The organism is Aliirhizobium cellulosilyticum, assembly GCF_014198105.1.
In the GTDB taxonomy this organism is placed as follows: Bacteria; Pseudomonadota; Alphaproteobacteria; order Rhizobiales; family Rhizobiaceae; genus Neorhizobium; species Neorhizobium cellulosilyticum.
Window position 1 is genome coordinate 1 of record NZ_JACIGW010000010.1, and the last position, 16,861, is coordinate 16,861.

A 16,861-nucleotide genomic window follows, 5' to 3' on the forward strand; every position below is an offset into this window, starting at 1 on the left:
CAATCAGCAAATGCCAATCTTTAGTGGTTTTCTTTAGAACGAGAAGCTTCGTCGCTAGCAGCGCCGCCGCCCTCGTCAGTGAGCGGGTTATAGTCGGAACACCTTTTTCAAGTCAACACGCCCAGTCGCAAAAACTTCAAAAAAATTACAAGATATTGATTTTAAATAGATTTATGCATTTTTGCGAGATCCTCCGGGATTCACCAGCCTTTAACCAGGAGGAATTCGACGATGGATCTCCCCGGGGCGGCAGCTGGACCATAAGGCCGCAATATCCTTGTGCCGAAAAGGCGAAACATGCGATAGCGAAAGCACCCTTTATAGAGACCCTGGCCCTCTTGGCCGTTTTCGGAGCGATCATCGTGCGCGTCTTGGAAGAAGCTTTTATTGCCGAATTGCCCAAATATTATCGCGGCAAGGTGCGGGAAAATTACGACCTGCCGAGCGGGGAACGTATCATCATTGCCACGGATCGCCTGAGCGCCTTCGATCGCATCATTACCTGCATTCCGGATAAGGGCCATGTCCTGACCCAGACCGCCCGCTACTGGTTCGAGGTGACCAAGGACATCTGCCCCAATCATGTTATCGCCTACCCGGATCCCAATGTCGTAGTCGGCAAGCGTCTCGATATTCTGCCGGTCGAGATCGTCGTGCGTGGTTATCTGGCCGGCACGACAGGCACCTCGCTTCTCACCCTTTATAAGAAAGGTGAGCGCAACATCTATGGACTGAACCTGCCCGATGGCCTGAAGGATAATCAGGTGCTTCCCGAACCGGTGATCACTCCGACCAGCAAGGCCTTCGATGGCGGCCATGACGAGCCGCTCTCACCCCGAGACATTATCGATCAGGGCCTGCTGACAGCAGAGCAATGGCAGACACTTTCGACCTATGCGCTCGCTCTTTTCGCGCGTGGCCAGGAGATTGCAGCAAAACGCGGCCTTATCCTCGTCGACACGAAATATGAATTCGGCACCGATGCCAACGGCACCATCATTCTGGCTGACGAAATCCATACGCCCGATAGCAGCCGTTACTGGATCGCCGACAGTTATGATGAGGCTTTTCGCACCGGCGGACGTCCGAAAAGCTTCGACAAGGACTTTGTTCGGGCCTGGGTCGTGGAGCGCTGTGACCCCTATAAGGATGAACTCCCACCCATTCCCTCGGACCTCATCGAGGAAACGTCGTCCGTCTACCGGCACGCCTTCGAAATGATCACCGGCACGCCCTTCGTTCCTGACCGGAATGGCGAAACGGTATTACAGCGTATCCGCACCAATCTTGCGCCCTATTTCGTGAAATAGGGCTCCGCCCGTTTATCGAGGTAAAACAACGAGGACTTAAGCGTGCGAAAACCGCGCCGCAAAGCTGAAGAAACACGCGAGGATATTTTGCGGACTGCCGATGCCCTTTTCCGCGAACGGGGCATCGGCAAGTCGTCCATCGCCGACATTGCCCATGAACTAGGCATGTCGCCGGCCAACGTGTTCAAGCACTTCAGTTCGAAGACGGCGCTGATAGACGCCATTTGTGATCGTCACATCACTCACATGATCGGCCGTTTCAACACGGTCGACACACCTGCTCCGCCGCCTGAAAAGCTCGGGCTCGTAGTCCGCCGGTTGATGCAGGCCCATATGGAAGATATTCGCGAGAACGCATTCTTCCTTGAAATGATCTTTCTCGTGACGCAGACCGAGCTGGAGAGCGGCTTTCATTACAAGCAGCTCATCGAGGATCTTTTCTTCAATCTTATTCAGGATGGCGTCAATGCCGGCGTTTATCATTGCGCCGATAGCCGCAAAACGAGCCGCTACGTCGCTGCGTCTTTTGCCAGTGTTCTTCATCCTATATTTCTTATTCACGAAACGCAGGCTGAGCTGGACGAGCGGCTGAGTGGTCTCGTTGACCTTGCCAATGCAGCCCTTCGAAACCCGCTTGCAAAGTGATGGAAATTAAATTACGTCACTTTTCGAGCGAGCGGACGTGACTCCTCATGTCTGCGCCCTAGTTCTGCCGGTATCCTGCCGGCTAATTGCCGCCTTCGTCCCCAAAGACGGCAATCGAGATATCCTTCACGCCTCAGCGTCTGGAAAAGAATCATGAACCTTCGCAAACTGGTGCTTCCACTCTTCCTTGCAACTGCGCTTTCTGCCTGCAGTGATCAGGGACAGCAATCAGCAGGCCAAAGCCCGCAGAAGCCGGCGTCACCCGTCAGCGTCGTCGTGATGAAGAAGACCGACCGTCCGATCACCAACGTGCTTCCGGGCCGGGCCGTCGCATTCCAGACCACGGAGATCCGTCCGCGCGTCACCGGCGCCATTAGCGAGATCACCTTCAAGGAAGGAAGCGAGGTCAAGGCCGGCGAGGTTCTTTATCAGATCGACGACGACACCTATGCCGCAGCAGTCGCCCAGGCGCAGGCTGCGCTGCAGAAGGCTCAGGTCAGCATTCCTGCAGCCCAGGCAAACATGACCCGTTACGAACGCCTGGTGAACAGCGGCGCGACCCAGATCGAGTATGAAAATGCCAAGGTGACGCTGCTGCAGGCCGAAGCCGATGTTGAATCTGCCAAGGCGGCCTTGAACTCGGCCCAGATCGATCTCGACTTCACCAAGATCCGTGCGCCGTTCGATGGCCTGACGACGATCTCGACCGTCAGCATCGGCAATATCGTCACGGCCAACCAGACCACCGCGCTGACCACTTTGCGCAATATCGACCCGATCTATATCGACCTTATCGATTCCAGCACCAATCTCCTGGAACTGCGCGCGGCTGTTGCTTCGGGCCGTCTTCACGGCGATCCTCGCACGGCAGATATCAGCCTGATGCTCGAAGATGGGACGAAATACGACCATAACGGCAAGCTGAACATGGCGGAACTTGCCGTCAGCGAGACCACAGGAACCTACCAGATCCGTGCCATATTCGACAATCCCGATCACATTATCCTGCCGGGCATGTATGTTCGTGCGACCGTTACCGTCGGCACCGAGAACGGGTATCTCATTCCACAGAGAGCCGCGACGCGTAATGCCCGTGGCGAACTTTCGGCAAAGTTCGTCACGGCTGACAACAAGGTCGAGACCCGCACCTTCACCACCAGCAAATCCTCTGGCAACAACTGGCTTGTGACCGACGGCATCGCCGATGGTGACCGCCTCATCGTCGACGGCTTCCAGTGGATCGCCGATGGCGCACCGGTTCAAGCAGTCGAGGCAACGGTCAACGACCAGGGTTTCGTGGTCGAAGAGCCGAAAGTCGATGAAGCAAAGCCCCAGAAGTAGGAACGGCTGACGCTCGCCCGTAAACGCGGCCCCAAAACGCGGCAAGGAATTTCGAAATGGCGCATTACTTCATTCGGCGGCCTGTCTTCGCCTGGGTCATCGCAATCGTCATCATGCTGGGTGGCGCACTTGCCATCACCACGCTGTCGATCTCGCAATATCCCGATATCGCCCCGACGACCGTGCGCATCAGCGCAACATATAATGGCGCTAGTGCCGAAACGGTCGAAAAGTCGGTGACCAGCATCATCGAGGACGGCATGACCGGCCTTGATGACCTGACCTACATGACCTCGTCATCCTCGACGGGCAGCGCCAGTGTCACGCTGACCTTCGGCAACAGCATCATGCCAGACATCGCCCAGGTCCAGGTACAGAACAAGCTTCAGCTGGTACAGTCGCAATTGCCGGATGTCGTCCAGAGCCAGGGCATCTCGGTCACCCGCTCGACATCGAGCATTCTCATGGTCGGCGCACTCGTTTCAGAAGACGGCAAGCGCAGCTCTGTCGATCTCGGCGATATTTTCGCGACCTCGATCGAAGATCAGGTCCAGCGGCTCGAAGGTGTCGGCAGCATCAATGTCTTCGGCTCCGGTTATGCCATGCGCGTCTGGCTCGATCCGTTCAAGCTGCAGAAATACCAGTTGACCGCGGCCGACGTGACCTCCGCCATCGAGGCACAGAACACCCAGGTTTCTGTTGGTTCGCTTGGCGCCCAGCCGGTGACGGAAGGCCAGCAGCTGACGGTCACCATGACAGCGCAGAGCCAGCTGACCACCGTCGACGAATTCGAACGCATCATTCTGAAAGTCGAGCAGGACGGCGCAACGGTTCGTCTAAGTGATGTGGCCCGCGTCGAGATCGGCCAGGAGTCCTATGGCGGCAGTTCGCGTTCCAACACCAAGCCGGCAGCCGGTTTTGCCGTTAACCTTGCAACCGGCGCCAATGCGCTCGATACGGCAGCCCGCGTGAAGGCCGAACTGGATCGAGTCGCAGGATCGCTGCCGGATGGCGTCGAGATCACCTACCCCTACGACACGACCCCCTTCGTCAAACTGTCGATCGAAAAGGTCGTTCACACGCTGATCGAAGCGATCGTTCTCGTCTTCGTCGTTCTTCTCGTCTTCCTTCAGAACCTGCGCGCCACCTTCATTCCGATGATTGCGGTACCCGTCGTGCTTCTCGGGACGTTCGGCATCCTTGCCCTGACGGGATATTCGATCAACACACTGACGATGTTCGCCATGGTTCTGGCGATCGGGCTTCTGGTCGACGACGCGATTGTTGTCGTCGAGAATGTCGAACGCATCATGGACGAGGAAGGTCTTTCGCCGCTCGAGGCGACCGAGAAGTCGATGCATGAAATCACCGGGGCGATCATCGGTATCGCACTGGTTCTGACCGCCGTGTTTATTCCCATGGCCTTCTTCGGTGGCTCGACGGGCATTATCTACCGACAGTTCTCGGTCACGATCGTTTCGGCCATGCTTCTGTCTGCTGTCGTCGCCATCGTGCTGACGCCAGCACTTTGCGCCACGATGCTGAAGCCGATCGACCACGCCAAAAAGAAAAGCGGCATCGGCGCGAAGTTCAACAATGGCTTCGACAAGACGACGAACGGTTATGTCGGTACGATCGGTTATCTTCTGAAGCGTCCGTTGCGCGTCATGCTGCTATTTGCGCTGATCGTCGGCGGCTGCGCCTTGCTGTTCACCAGACTGCCGAGCTCCTTCCTTCCCCAGGAAGACCAGGGTGTTCTGATGACGATCATCCAGACGCCGGTCGGCTCCACGACGGCGCGCACGGAAGAAGTCGTCAAGCAGGTGGAATCCTACTTCCTCGAAAAGGAGAAGGATAATGTCGATGCGGTCTTCGGCGCACTCGGTTTCAGCTTCAGCGGCACGGGCCAGAACAACGCCATCGTCTTCACCAAGCTTCGCGACTTCTCGGCGCGTGAAGGTGTGGGCCAGTCTGCGGCGGAAGTTCTGCAGCGCGCGCAGGGACATTTCTTCACCCTTCGCGATGCACAGGTATTTGCCCTGCTTCCTCCCGCAATCCAGGGGCTGGGCAATTCCAGCGGCTTCTCCGCCTATCTGGTAGACAGCGGCAATAACGGCAATGACGCGCTGACCCAGGTCTCGCAGCAATTGATCGGCGAAAGTGCGACAAACCCGATCATCAGTTCGCTCCGCAGCAACAACCAGCGCAGCGAGACCCAGCTGAAGATCCTGCTCGATCAGGAAAAGCTCGGCGCCATGGGCGTCGATCTCGCGGCTGTCAACTCGATGCTCGCGACGATCTTTGCCGGACGTGACGTCAATGACTTCACCCTCGATAACGAGCTGAAGCCGGTTTATGTTCAGGGTGATGCGCCTTACCGCATGCAGCCCGACGACCTCAAATACTGGTATGCCCGCAATACCGATGGCGAAATGGTGCCTTTCTCTTCGTTTAGCAAGCTGGACTGGGTTAACGGAACGCCGCAGCTTGCTCGTTACAACGGCACCAGCGCGATGTCGCTGGAAGGTTCGACCAAACCCGGCGTGAGCACCGGCGAGGCTATGAATGAGCTGGAACGCTTGGTAACCGAGTTGCCGGGTGGCTACACCGTCGCATGGCAGGGGATTTCCTACCAGGAACGTCTGTCTGGTTCACAGGCACCGATGCTCTACGCATTGTCGGTCCTGATCGTATTCCTCTGCCTCGCAGCGCTTTATGAAAGCTGGTCGATCCCGTTCTCGGTCATCCTTGCGGTACCGATCGGCGTGCTTGGTGCTCTCGCCGCAGCCTATCTGGCAAGCCAGTCGAACGACGTCTATTTCAAGGTCGGCCTGCTGACGACCATAGGTCTGGCGGCGAAGAACGCGATCCTGATCGTCGAATTCGCCAAGGACCGGCAGGCGACCGGCATGGGCCTGATCGAAGCGACGCTGGAAGCCGCAAGACTTCGGCTTCGCCCGATCATCATGACCTCGCTTGCCTTCATCCTGGGTGTCGTACCACTGGCGATTGCGACGGGTGCAGGCTCTGCCGCGCAGAATGCAATCGGTATTGGCGTGCTGGGTGGTATGCTTTCTGCAACACTCCTCGGAATTTTCTTCGTTCCGACGTTTTTTGTTGTCGTCAGGCAGTTATCAAAACGTGAAAAACAGGAGACAACTATCTAAATCCGTTTACCAGTTGGTGGCATTCTGTCACCGATTCGGATTACGGTCGCCAATTCAATGATGTCGGCCCCGACACACGCGGGCTTGTAAGTAAGGGCTTTGGGACAAAAATATGATTTCCACTCGCGCAGCCGCCCCCCTCGTATTGCTACTGCTGTCCAGCTGCACACTTGGTCCTGACCATACTGCACCGCAGATTTCGCTTCCGGCAAAGTTCGCCGAAGGATCTGCGACGAGCAATGGTGACGTTGCCAAGAATGCCTGGTGGACAGCATTCTCCGACACACGCCTGAATGGTTACGTCAACCAGGGTCTCTCGCAGAACCTCGACGTGCTCCAGGCTCTGGAACGTATCAATCAGGCACAGGCAGCCGTCATCAGCGCCGGCGCCGGCGGACTTCCGTCGCTCGACCTGAGCGCACAGGCCGGACGCAGCGGTGCCAGCAGGCTCGGCGGTAACCCAGGCGCCACCTCGCTCGCCGAGCAGAATTCTGCTTCCGGTGGCCCGACCGCCTCCTGGTTCCTCGATCTCTTCGGCCTCTACGCCCGCTCCAGGGAAGCAGCACTTGCGGATCTCGACGCCAGCTATGCAAGCGTCGACGTCGCGCGTTTGACGCTGCTTTCTGCTGTTGCAGGCGCTTATATCGACGTTCGTTATTATCAGGAACGCATCGCGCTGACCCGCGCAAACCTTGATTCACGCCGCGAGACGTTGAACCTCACCAAGCTTCAGCTCGAAGCCGGCGCTGCATCGCGATTGGATGTCGTTCAGGCCGAAGGTCTGGTCAACTCCACCCTGTCGACCTTGCCGGGTCTCGAGACCCAGTTCCGTCAGGCAGCACATCGCATTGCGACCCTGCTCGGCCTGCCGGCATCCTCGCTGATCGCAGACCTGCAGCGTGGCGCACGCCAGCCGGTTGCGCGCTTCAGCCCGAAGTCGGGTGTGCCGGCAGACCTGATCCGCAACCGTCCGGACGTTCGCGCCGCCGAACGCCAACTGGCAGCCGCAACCGCCCGCATCGGCGTTGCAGAAACCCAGCTTTACCCCTCGATCTCGCTTGGCGGTTCGATCACACCTTCCTATTCCAAGGTGTTGGGTAACGACTCGGGCATTCTGTCTTGGTCCTTCGGTCCTTCGCTTTCGCTGCCGATTTTCGATGGCGGTGCTTTGAAGGCAAACGTCAAGTCGAACGAATCGGCTGCACGCGAAGCCTATCTCTCCTGGAAGCAGACGGTTCTGGGCGCAGTTGAGGAAGTTGAAAACGCTCTGGCTGCGGTTTCCCGCGATGGCCGCACCGTTGCTGCCCTGCGCGCAACCGTGAAGTCCTATCAGGAAGCCCTTGAGCTTGCGACCGCCAGCTACCGCGACGGCGCCTCTTCACTGCTCGACGTTCTCGATGCGCAGCGCCAGGTCTCCGACTCGCAGGCAAACCTTGCTCAGGCCGTGCAGCAGATGGCGCAGAACTACGTCTCGCTCAACGTCGCGATCGGTGGCGGTTATGCAGTCGGCTCAACGGCCAAGACGGAAGTTGCTTCTGCCAAGGTCGTCAAGGACTGACGCCGGGATCGAGGTCGGTTCGCCGGCCTTGCTTCTTCTCTTTATCGGACACAACAAAAAACCTCCGGAGCACAAGCTTCGGAGGTTTTTTAATGCCGTTATGAAGGCCGGGGACGATGCCCCGGCAAATTTCTTAGTTCTTGGCGCGCTCGACGTAGGAATTGTCTTCCGTGGCGATAACGACGCGGGTGCCGGCATCGATATGCGGCGGAACAGCGGTGCGGATGCCGTTGGACAGCATGGCCGGCTTGTAGGACGACGAAGCCGTCTGGCCCTTGACGACCGGTTCGGTCTCGGTGATTTCGAGAATGACGTGACGCGGCAGCTGCAGGGCAAGCGCGACACCTTCGTGCATGGACAGGATGCAGACCATGCCTTCCTGCAGATAGGCCTTCTGATCGCCCATCGTGTCGGCGTCGACGACGATCTGGTCGTAGTTTTCCGGGTTCATGAAGTGGAAGCCTTCGCCATCTTCATAAAGGAACTGATGGTTGACGTCTTCGACAAAGGCGCGCTCGACCTGTTCCGTCGTACGCCAGCGCTCCGACACCTTCACGCCATCGACGATGCGGCGCATGTTGACCTGGGTAACAGGCGTGCCCTTGCCGGGATGGAAGTTTTCAGCGGTGAGAACGACATAGAGCTTGCCGTCGACATCGATGACGTTGCCCTTGCGGACGGAAGAGGCGATGACCTTGACCATAAGAGTTCCTTGTAACTCGACCGGCCACGTCGTAGATGACTGGCGAAACGGCCGTAGAGATGCTTTTCAGGTTTCCTTGCCGGCGCAACTAACGCAAAATCCGCCAAATAGCCAGCCCCGGCATTGGCTGACATTGCCCGACAAGGCGAGAAAGCTTCGTCCATGAACCATCCCGGCGTCTCCACATTCCCCTGGTGGACCAAGAACAGCCATGCCGACCGCCGGCCCTTCCTGATTGGCCGCAACCGGGTGCTGACGGCGCTGAGAGCTTTCTTCTCCTCGCGTGATTTCATCGAGGTCGATACGGCGACGCTGCAGGTATCGCCCGGCAACGAGACGCATCTCCATGCTTTTGCAACCGAAGCCCTGACAATCGACGGCGAGGCGGCCCCGCTTTACCTGCACACGTCGCCGGAATTTGCCGCCAAGAAGCTGCTCTCAGCCGGCGAGACCCATATCTTCACCTTCGCGCATGTCTATCGCAACCGTGAACGCGGACCGCTGCACCATCCCGAATTCACCATGCTCGAATGGTATCGCGTCGACGAGGCCTACGAGCAGCTGATGGCGGATTGCGCTGACATGCTGAAACTTGCCGCAGAAACGACCGGCACGAAGCGCTTCTCCTTCCGCGGCATGGAGATCGATCCGTTTGCCGAGCCGGAGCGACTGACGCTTGCCGAAGCTTTCGACCGCTTTGCCGGCATCGATCTCCTGGCCTCGGTTGCCGCATCCGGCGAGACAGATCGCGATCTGCTTGCCGCGCTCGTGCGCAACGCCGGAATGCGCGTTGCCGAAGACGACAGCTGGGCCGACCTTTTCAGCAAGGTTCTGGTCGACAAGATCGAGCCGCATCTGGGACAGGATCGTGCGACGATCCTCTGCGAATACCCGATCTGCGAGGCGGCGCTGGCCCGCCCGTCTGCCCGTGACCCACGCGTGGCGGAACGGTTCGAGCTTTATGCCTGCGGCGTAGAGCTGGCCAATGCCTTCGGCGAGCTGACCGATGCCGGCGAGCAGCGCCGCCGTTTCGAGCATGAGATGGCTGAGAAAGCCCGCATCTACGGCGAAGCCTATCCGATCGACGAGGATTTTCTGGCGGCTTTGGCTGTGATGCCCGAAGCGAGCGGTGCTGCTTTGGGCTTCGACCGGCTGGCCATGCTGGCGACGGGTGCGACGCGGATAGACCAGGTCATGTGGGCGCCGGTGGCGGAGGTGCATTCTTGAGCGCTGCCCGTTCATTAAAGACGCCGGACGAGCTGCAGGCTGCCGGGCTTGTTGCGCCCGAAGGGCTCGACGCGATCCGCTCTGTTGCCGAACATTATGCGATCGCGCTCACGCCGTCCGTGGTGTCGCTGATCGACCGCACGGACGCTACCGATCCGATCGCGCGGCAATTCGTGCCTGATGCGGCCGAACTGGTGACGACACCGGAAGAGCGCGAAGATCCGATCGGCGATGCCGCGCACAGCCCGGTCAAGGGCATCGTGCATCGTTATCCCGACCGCGTTCTGTTGAAGGCCGTGCATATCTGCCCGGTCTATTGCCGTTTCTGTTTTCGCCGCGAGATGGTGGGGCCGCAGGGAGACGGCACGCTGGCACCCGAGGAGCTGGCGGCAGCCCTTGCCTATATCGGCGATCATCCGGAAATCTGGGAGGTCATCCTGACCGGCGGTGACCCGCTGGTCCTGTCTCCGCGCCGGCTGGCCGAAATCATGCGCGGGCTTGCCGCCATCGAGCATGTGAAGATCGTCCGATTTCATACGCGCGTGCCCGTCGTCGAGCCTGACCGGATCAACGAGGCGCTGATTGCGGCGCTGAAGGAGAGCGGCAAGACCGTCTATGTGGCGCTTCACGCCAACCATCCGCGCGAGATGACGGTCGAAGCGCGTGCCGCCTCCGCAAGGCTTGTCGATGCCGGTTTTGCGATGGTGAGCCAGACCGTGCTTCTGAAGGGTATTAACGACGATCCGGCCGTGCTGGGAGACCTGATGAAGGCCTTTGTCGAGACGCGGATCAAGCCCTATTACCTGCATCACCCCGACCTTGCGCCCGGCACCGGCCATTTCCGTCTGGATATCGCGGAAGGCCAGAAGATCGTTTCCGCCCTGCGCGGCAACATTTCCGGCCTCTGCCAACCGACCTATGTGCTGGATATTCCAGGCGGCCACGGCAAGGCGATGATTGGGGAAAATGCCGTGCGTGGCGAGGGCGGCTGTTATTCGGTGAGCGATTTCCGCGGCGCAGAACATCGGTATCCGCCGCAATAGGATCAGGACGCAGTAAGCCCTTAGCGATTTCAGGAATTCGCAAATTCGGACGGGGCGCTGAAAGCTGCCTCGTAAGTTTAGTTTATAGGTGACACCTCTCAGCGCCCCGTTCGGCAGTTTTTATCCGCGACTCCGGTCTCTCTGCCGTCACTTTTCGGGATGATCCTTTTGCACCGGGTTTTCCGCTTTCGCGGACGGACTTGAGCGCCCTGCTAGACCATTCCTGAAGCCACCATGTGTGCCGCACAGGCACATCCGACGCGCCATTCGGGCATCAGAAGCGGCAGGTCTGTCCGAAACCTTACCGCTTCCCCCGTGTCGCCGGAGGGAGACCATTTTCCGCGGACCCCGGTGGTGGAGATTTACGTCCTCTCTCCACCACCAGTGCCGGTCCCGTCTCGCCGGCACGACTGCCGGTGTATCCGTGACGGAACGCGGTGATTGTAGGCACAGGTTGGGAGGGCGGGGATGAAGTTTTGTGCAAGGGATTGGTTTTGTTGAGGAGGAGGGCTGAAACGTCCCCCGGATGAAGCGAAACCCGCACCCAACCTTTCGCTGCGCTCACCCGCCACAAATCTTTCGATCAGCAAAATAGCCTTGCAGCGTCTGCATCTGCGGGCGGTCGCCGGTGTCGGTCGGCTGGATGTTGAGCGGTTCGGATGGTTTCCACCAGTCGCCGGCCGCCCAATAGGACCAGCCGAGCCAGACATCCGGCCGGCTTTCGACCACTGCCACCATATCCTTGAGCGACTGCTGGCAGGCCGGCATGGTCGGGACGGCGAATTCTCCGAGAAACCCGCGGCGACCCTGGGCGGCGAGCCAGTCGCCCATATCGGTGATGGCCTTCACGGCATCGGCCGCACGGCTGCATTCATCGTTCTTGCCGGAAAAGTCGACATCCAGATATTGGTGAACTTCGAAGGCATAGTTATTGGCAGGATCGGTCACGCCCGTCATCACGTTGGCATTCGGCGTGCCGTAATCGCCACCTGACCAGCTATGTGCACCGGTCCATGCGGTGCCGGGCACCAGGATCAGGTTATCGGCACCGGTCTGCCGGATAGCGGATATCGCGCTGTTGGCGGCCGAAAGCCAATCCTCTGCGGATATGCCGTAAGGCTCGTTCATCAAGCCGAACAGGACGCCGTCCTGGCTTGCAAATGTCGCGGCCAGCCGTCGCCAGAAATCCGCAAACGCGCTTTGCGGCACCCCGTCCGAGCCGATCAGCTGGTCTTCATAGCGTCCATAGTTATGCGGATCGAGAACCACCTGCATGCCGGCGGAGCGGATGGCCTTCACAGTCGCACGCAGCCGCTTCAATTCGGCGGTGTTGAATTTGTCGTAGAGCTTGGGCTGCAGGCGTTCCCAGAGAAAGGGCAATCGAACGCCGGTAAAGCCTTTGTTCTTGAAATAGGCGATCGTCTTGTCGGAAGGATAGATGTAGCCCGTGCCGTATTCCTGACCGAGACTGCCGAATTCGGCGCCTGCGAGATTGATGCCTCTCATGCACTCAGCCGATTGTGCCGAGCCGGCCGCAACAGCGACACAGGAAAGGGCAACCGCAAGCCGCCGCGCAAAAGCTCTGTATCCTACGCGTCTGTTCACACTTCATCTCCGGTATCGCGCGGTACCCTCGCACCTGCACATTATGAAATCGCTAATAGGCGGGCGAGAGCATTCACATGGTTTGACGGCGGTCCTGCGCCCGCGAAAGACGCAATAGGAACGGAATTTTGCACCGCCGCGCCTAATGTGACGCGATGAAGGACGATGGCAAGCGTCACAGGCGCAAGAAAAACGGCACCCGGACAACCCGCGCAGTTTCCATCGGCTGTCATCACGTATAGGGCATTTGCTGAAAGCGCAGTGCAGGGGAGACGACGAATGAAAAACTATGTCCTGACGGTATCGTGCCGATCCACACGCGGCATCGTTGCCGCGATATCCGGTTTCCTTGCCGAAAAGGGCTGCAACATCATCGATAGTTCGCAGTTCGACGATCTCGATACCGGCAAATTCTTCATGCGCGTGAGCTTCATTTCCGAACAGGGCGCCGAGCGCGACGCGCTGCTTTCCAGCTTCGCCCCTGTCGCCGAGAAATTCGGCATGGACTGGGACGTCTTCGACCAGGCAGACCGGATGAAGGTTCTGCTGATGGTATCCCGTTTCGGCCATTGCCTGAATGATCTCCTCTACCGCTGGAAGATCGGCGCGCTTCCGATCGATATCGTCGGCGTCGTTTCCAACCATTTCGACTACCAGAAACTGGTGGTGAACAACGACATTCCCTTCCACCACATCAAGGTGACGAAGGACAACAAGCCGCAGGCCGAAGCGCAACTGATGGAAGTTGTCGAGACGAGCGGCACCGAACTTGTCGTGCTGGCGCGTTACATGCAGGTTCTTTCCGACCAGCTCTGCAGCAAAATGTCCGGCAGGATCATCAACATCCACCACTCTTTCCTGCCCAGCTTCAAGGGCGCCAACCCTTATAAACAGGCCTATCAGCGCGGTGTGAAGCTGATCGGTGCCACGGCGCATTACGTCACCGCCGACCTCGACGAAGGCCCGATCATCGAGCAGGACACGGTGCGCGTTACCCACGCACAGTCGCCGGACGACTATGTTTCGCTTGGCCGCGACGTCGAGAGCCAGGTGCTGGCGCGCGCCATCCACGCGCATATCCACCACCGGACTTTCATCAACGGAAACCGCACCGTCGTCTTCCCGCCAAGCCCGGGTTCCTACGCATCCGAACGCATGGGATAAATCGCACAAGCAAAGGCTGAAAGTCCCTATGGACGCAGCGTTTACCTGCGCTATCCTCACGTCAAGGTTTTACCGGAGAGTGAGAATGCCAGGCGACGAAGCGTCCGAAGTACTCGATACCCCCGCCATTGACGACGACCGTGCCGATGACGTGTCCCTGGATACGATCGAGGCGCTGTTGCGCGACCATTGGGGTCTCTCCGGTCAGATCTTTCCGGTAGAGGAAAAATACGGGCTCGGATATCTCGTCGATAACGGCAACCTGCGTTATTTCCTCGAGATAAGGGATTTGGCGGACGAGCAGGCTTTGCGCGTCGAACACGAGGTGATGCGCCATATCACTCGCAGTCCGGATGGGCCGCAGGTGCCTGAACCGGTCGCCACCAAGGCCGGGGCGGAAGTGCTGACGGCCGAGATCGGCGGCATGACCCGTGTCTTACGCTTGCTGACGGCTCTTGATGGCGATCCGCCGCCAGAAGATCGCGATGTGACCGAGGAAACCGCAGCCGAGATCGGCGCATTGCTGGCAAGCCTGGTGAAAAGCCTCGAGGATTTCGATCCGCTGATCTGGAACGGCGAGCATGAGGACGACTTGCGCAAGGCAGGCCCGCGCACTGTCTCGCTTCTTTCCAAGGTAGCCGACCAGGAGGCGCGCGACATGATTGCCCGCGCCATGGTGTCCGCGCTGCGCCGCATTCATCCGCTGGCGGCGGAATTTCGCATCGGTCTGGTGATCCCGGATCTTGGCCCCGGCGATCTCACCGGCGAGACGGATGACGTCGACTGGCATCCAACAGGAATTACCAATCTTGGTGGCCTCTCACGAAGCTGGTACGTCTCGGCGTTGGCCAAGACCTGTGCCCGCATCCTCGCCAGCCAAGGGGGAGAACCGGCATCGATCCTGCCGGCCGTGACCGGTTATCATGCGATCGATCCGCTGAATGCAGCCGAACTGGAAGCGCTCTGGCCACTCGTTATCGCCGATATCGCGTTTTCGGCAGCACTTGCTGAAAACACCCACGCCGAGGCCCCGGATGACGAGTCGGCCGCCGAGGAAGCCAGGGGACGTCGCCAGATCCTCGCCAATGCTTCGACGGTTCCCGCCGAATATATGCATGCCTGCATCCTGGAGGCATGCAGGATCGAACCGGAACCTCTCGATCTGAACCTGCTTATGCCGGAACTGGAAGCGGAGAAGATAAGGCTCGTTGACCTGAGCTCGAAAAGCCCGCTGTTTCAGGGTGGTAACTGGACTGATCCCGATTGCGACTGGCGGCTTCTGGCCCGCACTGCCTGGGAGACGGGCATGGGCAGTACCCGTTACGGCGAATATCGACTGTCGAGAAGCAAGCCTGACGCGGCCGCGACCGAACCGCGGAATGTTGCCCTGCATGTCGACATCTGCCTGCCGACGGGAACGGCACTCATCGCCCCGTTCAAGGGCATTGTGGTGCAGGTGTCTCCGCAACTGTCGCTTCGCGGCGAAAGCGTGACGCTGCTTGTCGAAGGCATGGAAACTGCCTTGACAGAAGGAACCGAAATTGGCCCGGGAGATCAGCTCGGCACGGTGGCGGGTGCTTCCGGGGCAGTCGGCGGGCTGCGCCTGAGGCTTTCGCGGGATCACGAAAACCATCCACCCTTGTTCTGCCGGCCGTCCGAGGTCGCAGTGTGGCGGCGTCTCGCCCCATCGCCTTCGGCGCTTCTCGGGATCGATTGCGATGCACCGGCAGCAATATCCGGCCGGGAGGTGCGGGCATGGCATGAATTCATCTATGATGAGATCGGCCACACCGTTCTCGATTTCAGCGGCAAGGCACCTCTGATCGGCCACGGGCACCCATCGATCGCCGCTGCCAGCTATCAGCAGCATCTGCGCCTTACCGCATCCTTCGACGGAAGCGCCGAGGCGGAAGCGCTGAGGCAGACGCTGGCGGATATTGCGCCGCCAGGCTTTACAGATGTCGTGCTGTTTCAGGACCGGCATGCAGCGAGGGAAGCGATCACTGAGCTTGCCCGAACAAGGGAGACGACGGAGGAAAGGGCCGCGGTCGCGGCCTATCAGGAGAACAGCGCAGAGGACGAAATCGACGGATCATCGGAAGACGAGGCGGAGGTTTCCTATGCCGTGGCAAGCGAGCAAGCAGAACGGGAAGAGTATGCCACGCCTCTGATCATCGAACCGCACCCTGGCCTTGTCTATGCAGCAGAGCAGATAACATCAGCGCGGGAAAACGGCCGGCTGATCATTGTCGATGAAACGCGCACCGGCTACGCCCGCCTGGGCGAAAACCTCTGGAACACCCAGCAGGAAGACATGAAAGCGGATTTTCTGCTGGCCGGCAGCTGCGATGGAGGCAGGCTGTCTGTCGTGTTCTGCAATGAGGAACTTTCCGAAGCACTTGCGCCGCTCGCAGATCCGGTCTCTCCGGTCGATGCCGCCACCGCATTGGCGGCGCTGACAGTGTTGCGTGAGGAGAACCTGACGGCAAATGCGTCGGCCATGGGCCAGCTTCTGGAAAAGGGCCTGCGACAACTTGCCGAAGAAAGTGATCGCGTCGAAGCGGTCAAGGGCCGCGGATTATGGTGGTCAATACAACCCGTGAGCGAAGACATCGAAATCTGGGATGCTCTCGACGGACATCTCCTGCACGAGCTCGACCATTCCGGCAGGCTGATCCTCGCACCTCCGCTGTGCGTCAGCGAGGCCAGCATCAACCTGTGCCTCGATCATCTTCGCAATGTCCTGCGCCTTCCGCCGAAATAGAATTTAACTTGGGCCTGCCCTTGTCTGGACGTCATCGATACCTACCTTATGCTCGCTGGAGCACCCGGCGGCATTGCGAACGTAATTTCACAATATCGCCTTTCTCCTGTCATCATGCAGAAAAATATTCTGTTTAAATTGGATTTCGTTGATCATCCGGCGCGTTTCAGCTAGGGTGATTGGTGGTCAGAAAATCGATTCTGACGTTATCGCGCAACGCTTGAGAAAGGGAGTGACATGTCTGAGATTACACGCGTCATCGCCTTCGATCGGCATGCGCTCGATGTGAATAGCACGGATCGCTGCTCCCTTCCGTGCTGTCGAATGTAACGCT

The 16,861-nt window shown here is 59.0% G+C and carries 11 protein-coding genes; 9 read left to right on the forward strand and 2 right to left on the reverse strand.

Annotated elements, in window-relative coordinates; genetic code table 11:
- Positions 1-362: 362 nt before the first annotated feature.
- From GGE33_RS24700 to GGE33_RS24720, 5 genes are all read left to right on the forward strand, one after another.
- Positions 363-1,310 (forward strand): phosphoribosylaminoimidazolesuccinocarboxamide synthase, encoded by a 948-nt coding sequence (locus GGE33_RS24700; RefSeq protein WP_183829397.1) that lies wholly within the window; start codon positions 363-365, stop codon positions 1,308-1,310.
- 42 nt (positions 1,311-1,352) lie between these two features.
- Positions 1,353-1,955 (forward strand): TetR/AcrR family transcriptional regulator, encoded by a 603-nt coding sequence (locus GGE33_RS24705; RefSeq protein ID WP_183829400.1) that lies wholly within the window; start codon positions 1,353-1,355, stop codon positions 1,953-1,955.
- A 153-nt stretch (positions 1,956-2,108) separates the two neighbouring features.
- The gene (locus GGE33_RS24710) at positions 2,109-3,296 is read left to right on the forward strand and encodes an efflux RND transporter periplasmic adaptor subunit (protein ID WP_246436453.1); all 1,188 of its coding nucleotides are present in this window, start codon (positions 2,109-2,111) and stop codon (positions 3,294-3,296) included.
- A 56-nt stretch (positions 3,297-3,352) separates the two neighbouring features.
- Entirely contained in the window at positions 3,353-6,463 is a 3,111-nt protein-coding gene (locus tag GGE33_RS24715; protein ID WP_183829403.1) for an efflux RND transporter permease subunit, read from the forward strand.
- 112 nt (positions 6,464-6,575) lie between these two features.
- Positions 6,576-8,021 carry an efflux transporter outer membrane subunit gene (locus GGE33_RS24720; RefSeq protein ID WP_183829406.1) on the forward strand — a complete coding sequence of 482 codons (1,446 nt, stop codon included), beginning with the start codon at positions 6,576-6,578 and terminating at the stop codon, positions 8,019-8,021.
- Positions 8,022-8,154: 133 nt separating this feature from the next.
- Here GGE33_RS24720 and efp read toward each other — a convergent pair whose 3' ends face one another.
- Positions 8,155-8,724: an elongation factor P gene (efp, locus tag GGE33_RS24725; RefSeq protein WP_145643688.1), complete on the reverse strand. Its 570-nt coding sequence runs from the start codon at positions 8,722-8,724 to the stop codon at positions 8,155-8,157.
- A 162-nt stretch (positions 8,725-8,886) separates the two neighbouring features.
- Between efp and epmA the strand changes: the two genes are divergently transcribed.
- A complete protein-coding gene (gene epmA / locus GGE33_RS24730; RefSeq protein WP_183829410.1) occupies positions 8,887-9,951 on the forward strand; it encodes an EF-P lysine aminoacylase EpmA in 1,065 nt (354 codons plus the stop codon).
- Positions 9,948-10,994 (forward strand): lysine-2,3-aminomutase-like protein, encoded by a 1,047-nt coding sequence (locus tag GGE33_RS24735; RefSeq protein ID WP_183829413.1) that lies wholly within the window; start codon positions 9,948-9,950, stop codon positions 10,992-10,994. Before epmA ends, GGE33_RS24735 begins: the two co-directional genes overlap by 4 nt.
- A gap of 561 nt (positions 10,995-11,555) precedes the next feature.
- Here the strand turns inward: GGE33_RS24735 and GGE33_RS24740 are convergent.
- Complete coding sequence (locus tag GGE33_RS24740) at positions 11,556-12,599, reverse strand: glycoside hydrolase family 5 protein (protein WP_343062667.1); 1,044 nt, start codon at positions 12,597-12,599, stop codon at positions 11,556-11,558.
- A 279-nt stretch (positions 12,600-12,878) separates the two neighbouring features.
- Between GGE33_RS24740 and purU the strand changes: the two genes are divergently transcribed.
- A complete protein-coding gene (gene purU / locus GGE33_RS24745; RefSeq protein WP_148143690.1) occupies positions 12,879-13,763 on the forward strand; it encodes a formyltetrahydrofolate deformylase in 885 nt (294 codons plus the stop codon).
- Between the two features lie 85 nt (positions 13,764-13,848).
- Positions 13,849-16,527 (forward strand): aminotransferase class III-fold pyridoxal phosphate-dependent enzyme, encoded by a 2,679-nt coding sequence (locus tag GGE33_RS24750; RefSeq protein WP_183829416.1) that lies wholly within the window; start codon positions 13,849-13,851, stop codon positions 16,525-16,527.
- Positions 16,528-16,861: the final 334 nt, after the last annotated feature.

Excerpts from the sequence above, each read along its gene's own strand:
- GGE33_RS24750 (WP_183829416.1), top strand. The coding sequence starts at position 13,849 with ATGCCAGGCGACGAAGCGTCCGAAGTACTCGATACCCCCGCCATTGAC.
- GGE33_RS24710 (WP_246436453.1), top strand. The coding sequence starts at position 2,109 with ATGAACCTTCGCAAACTGGTGCTTCCACTCTTCCTTGCAACTGCGCTT.
- efp (WP_145643688.1), bottom strand. The coding sequence starts at position 8,724 with ATGGTCAAGGTCATCGCCTCTTCCGTCCGCAAGGGCAACGTCATCGAT.
- GGE33_RS24715 (WP_183829403.1), top strand. The coding sequence starts at position 3,353 with ATGGCGCATTACTTCATTCGGCGGCCTGTCTTCGCCTGGGTCATCGCA.
- GGE33_RS24720 (WP_183829406.1), top strand. The coding sequence starts at position 6,576 with ATGATTTCCACTCGCGCAGCCGCCCCCCTCGTATTGCTACTGCTGTCC.
- purU (WP_148143690.1), top strand. The coding sequence starts at position 12,879 with ATGAAAAACTATGTCCTGACGGTATCGTGCCGATCCACACGCGGCATC.
- epmA (WP_183829410.1), top strand. The coding sequence starts at position 8,887 with ATGAACCATCCCGGCGTCTCCACATTCCCCTGGTGGACCAAGAACAGC.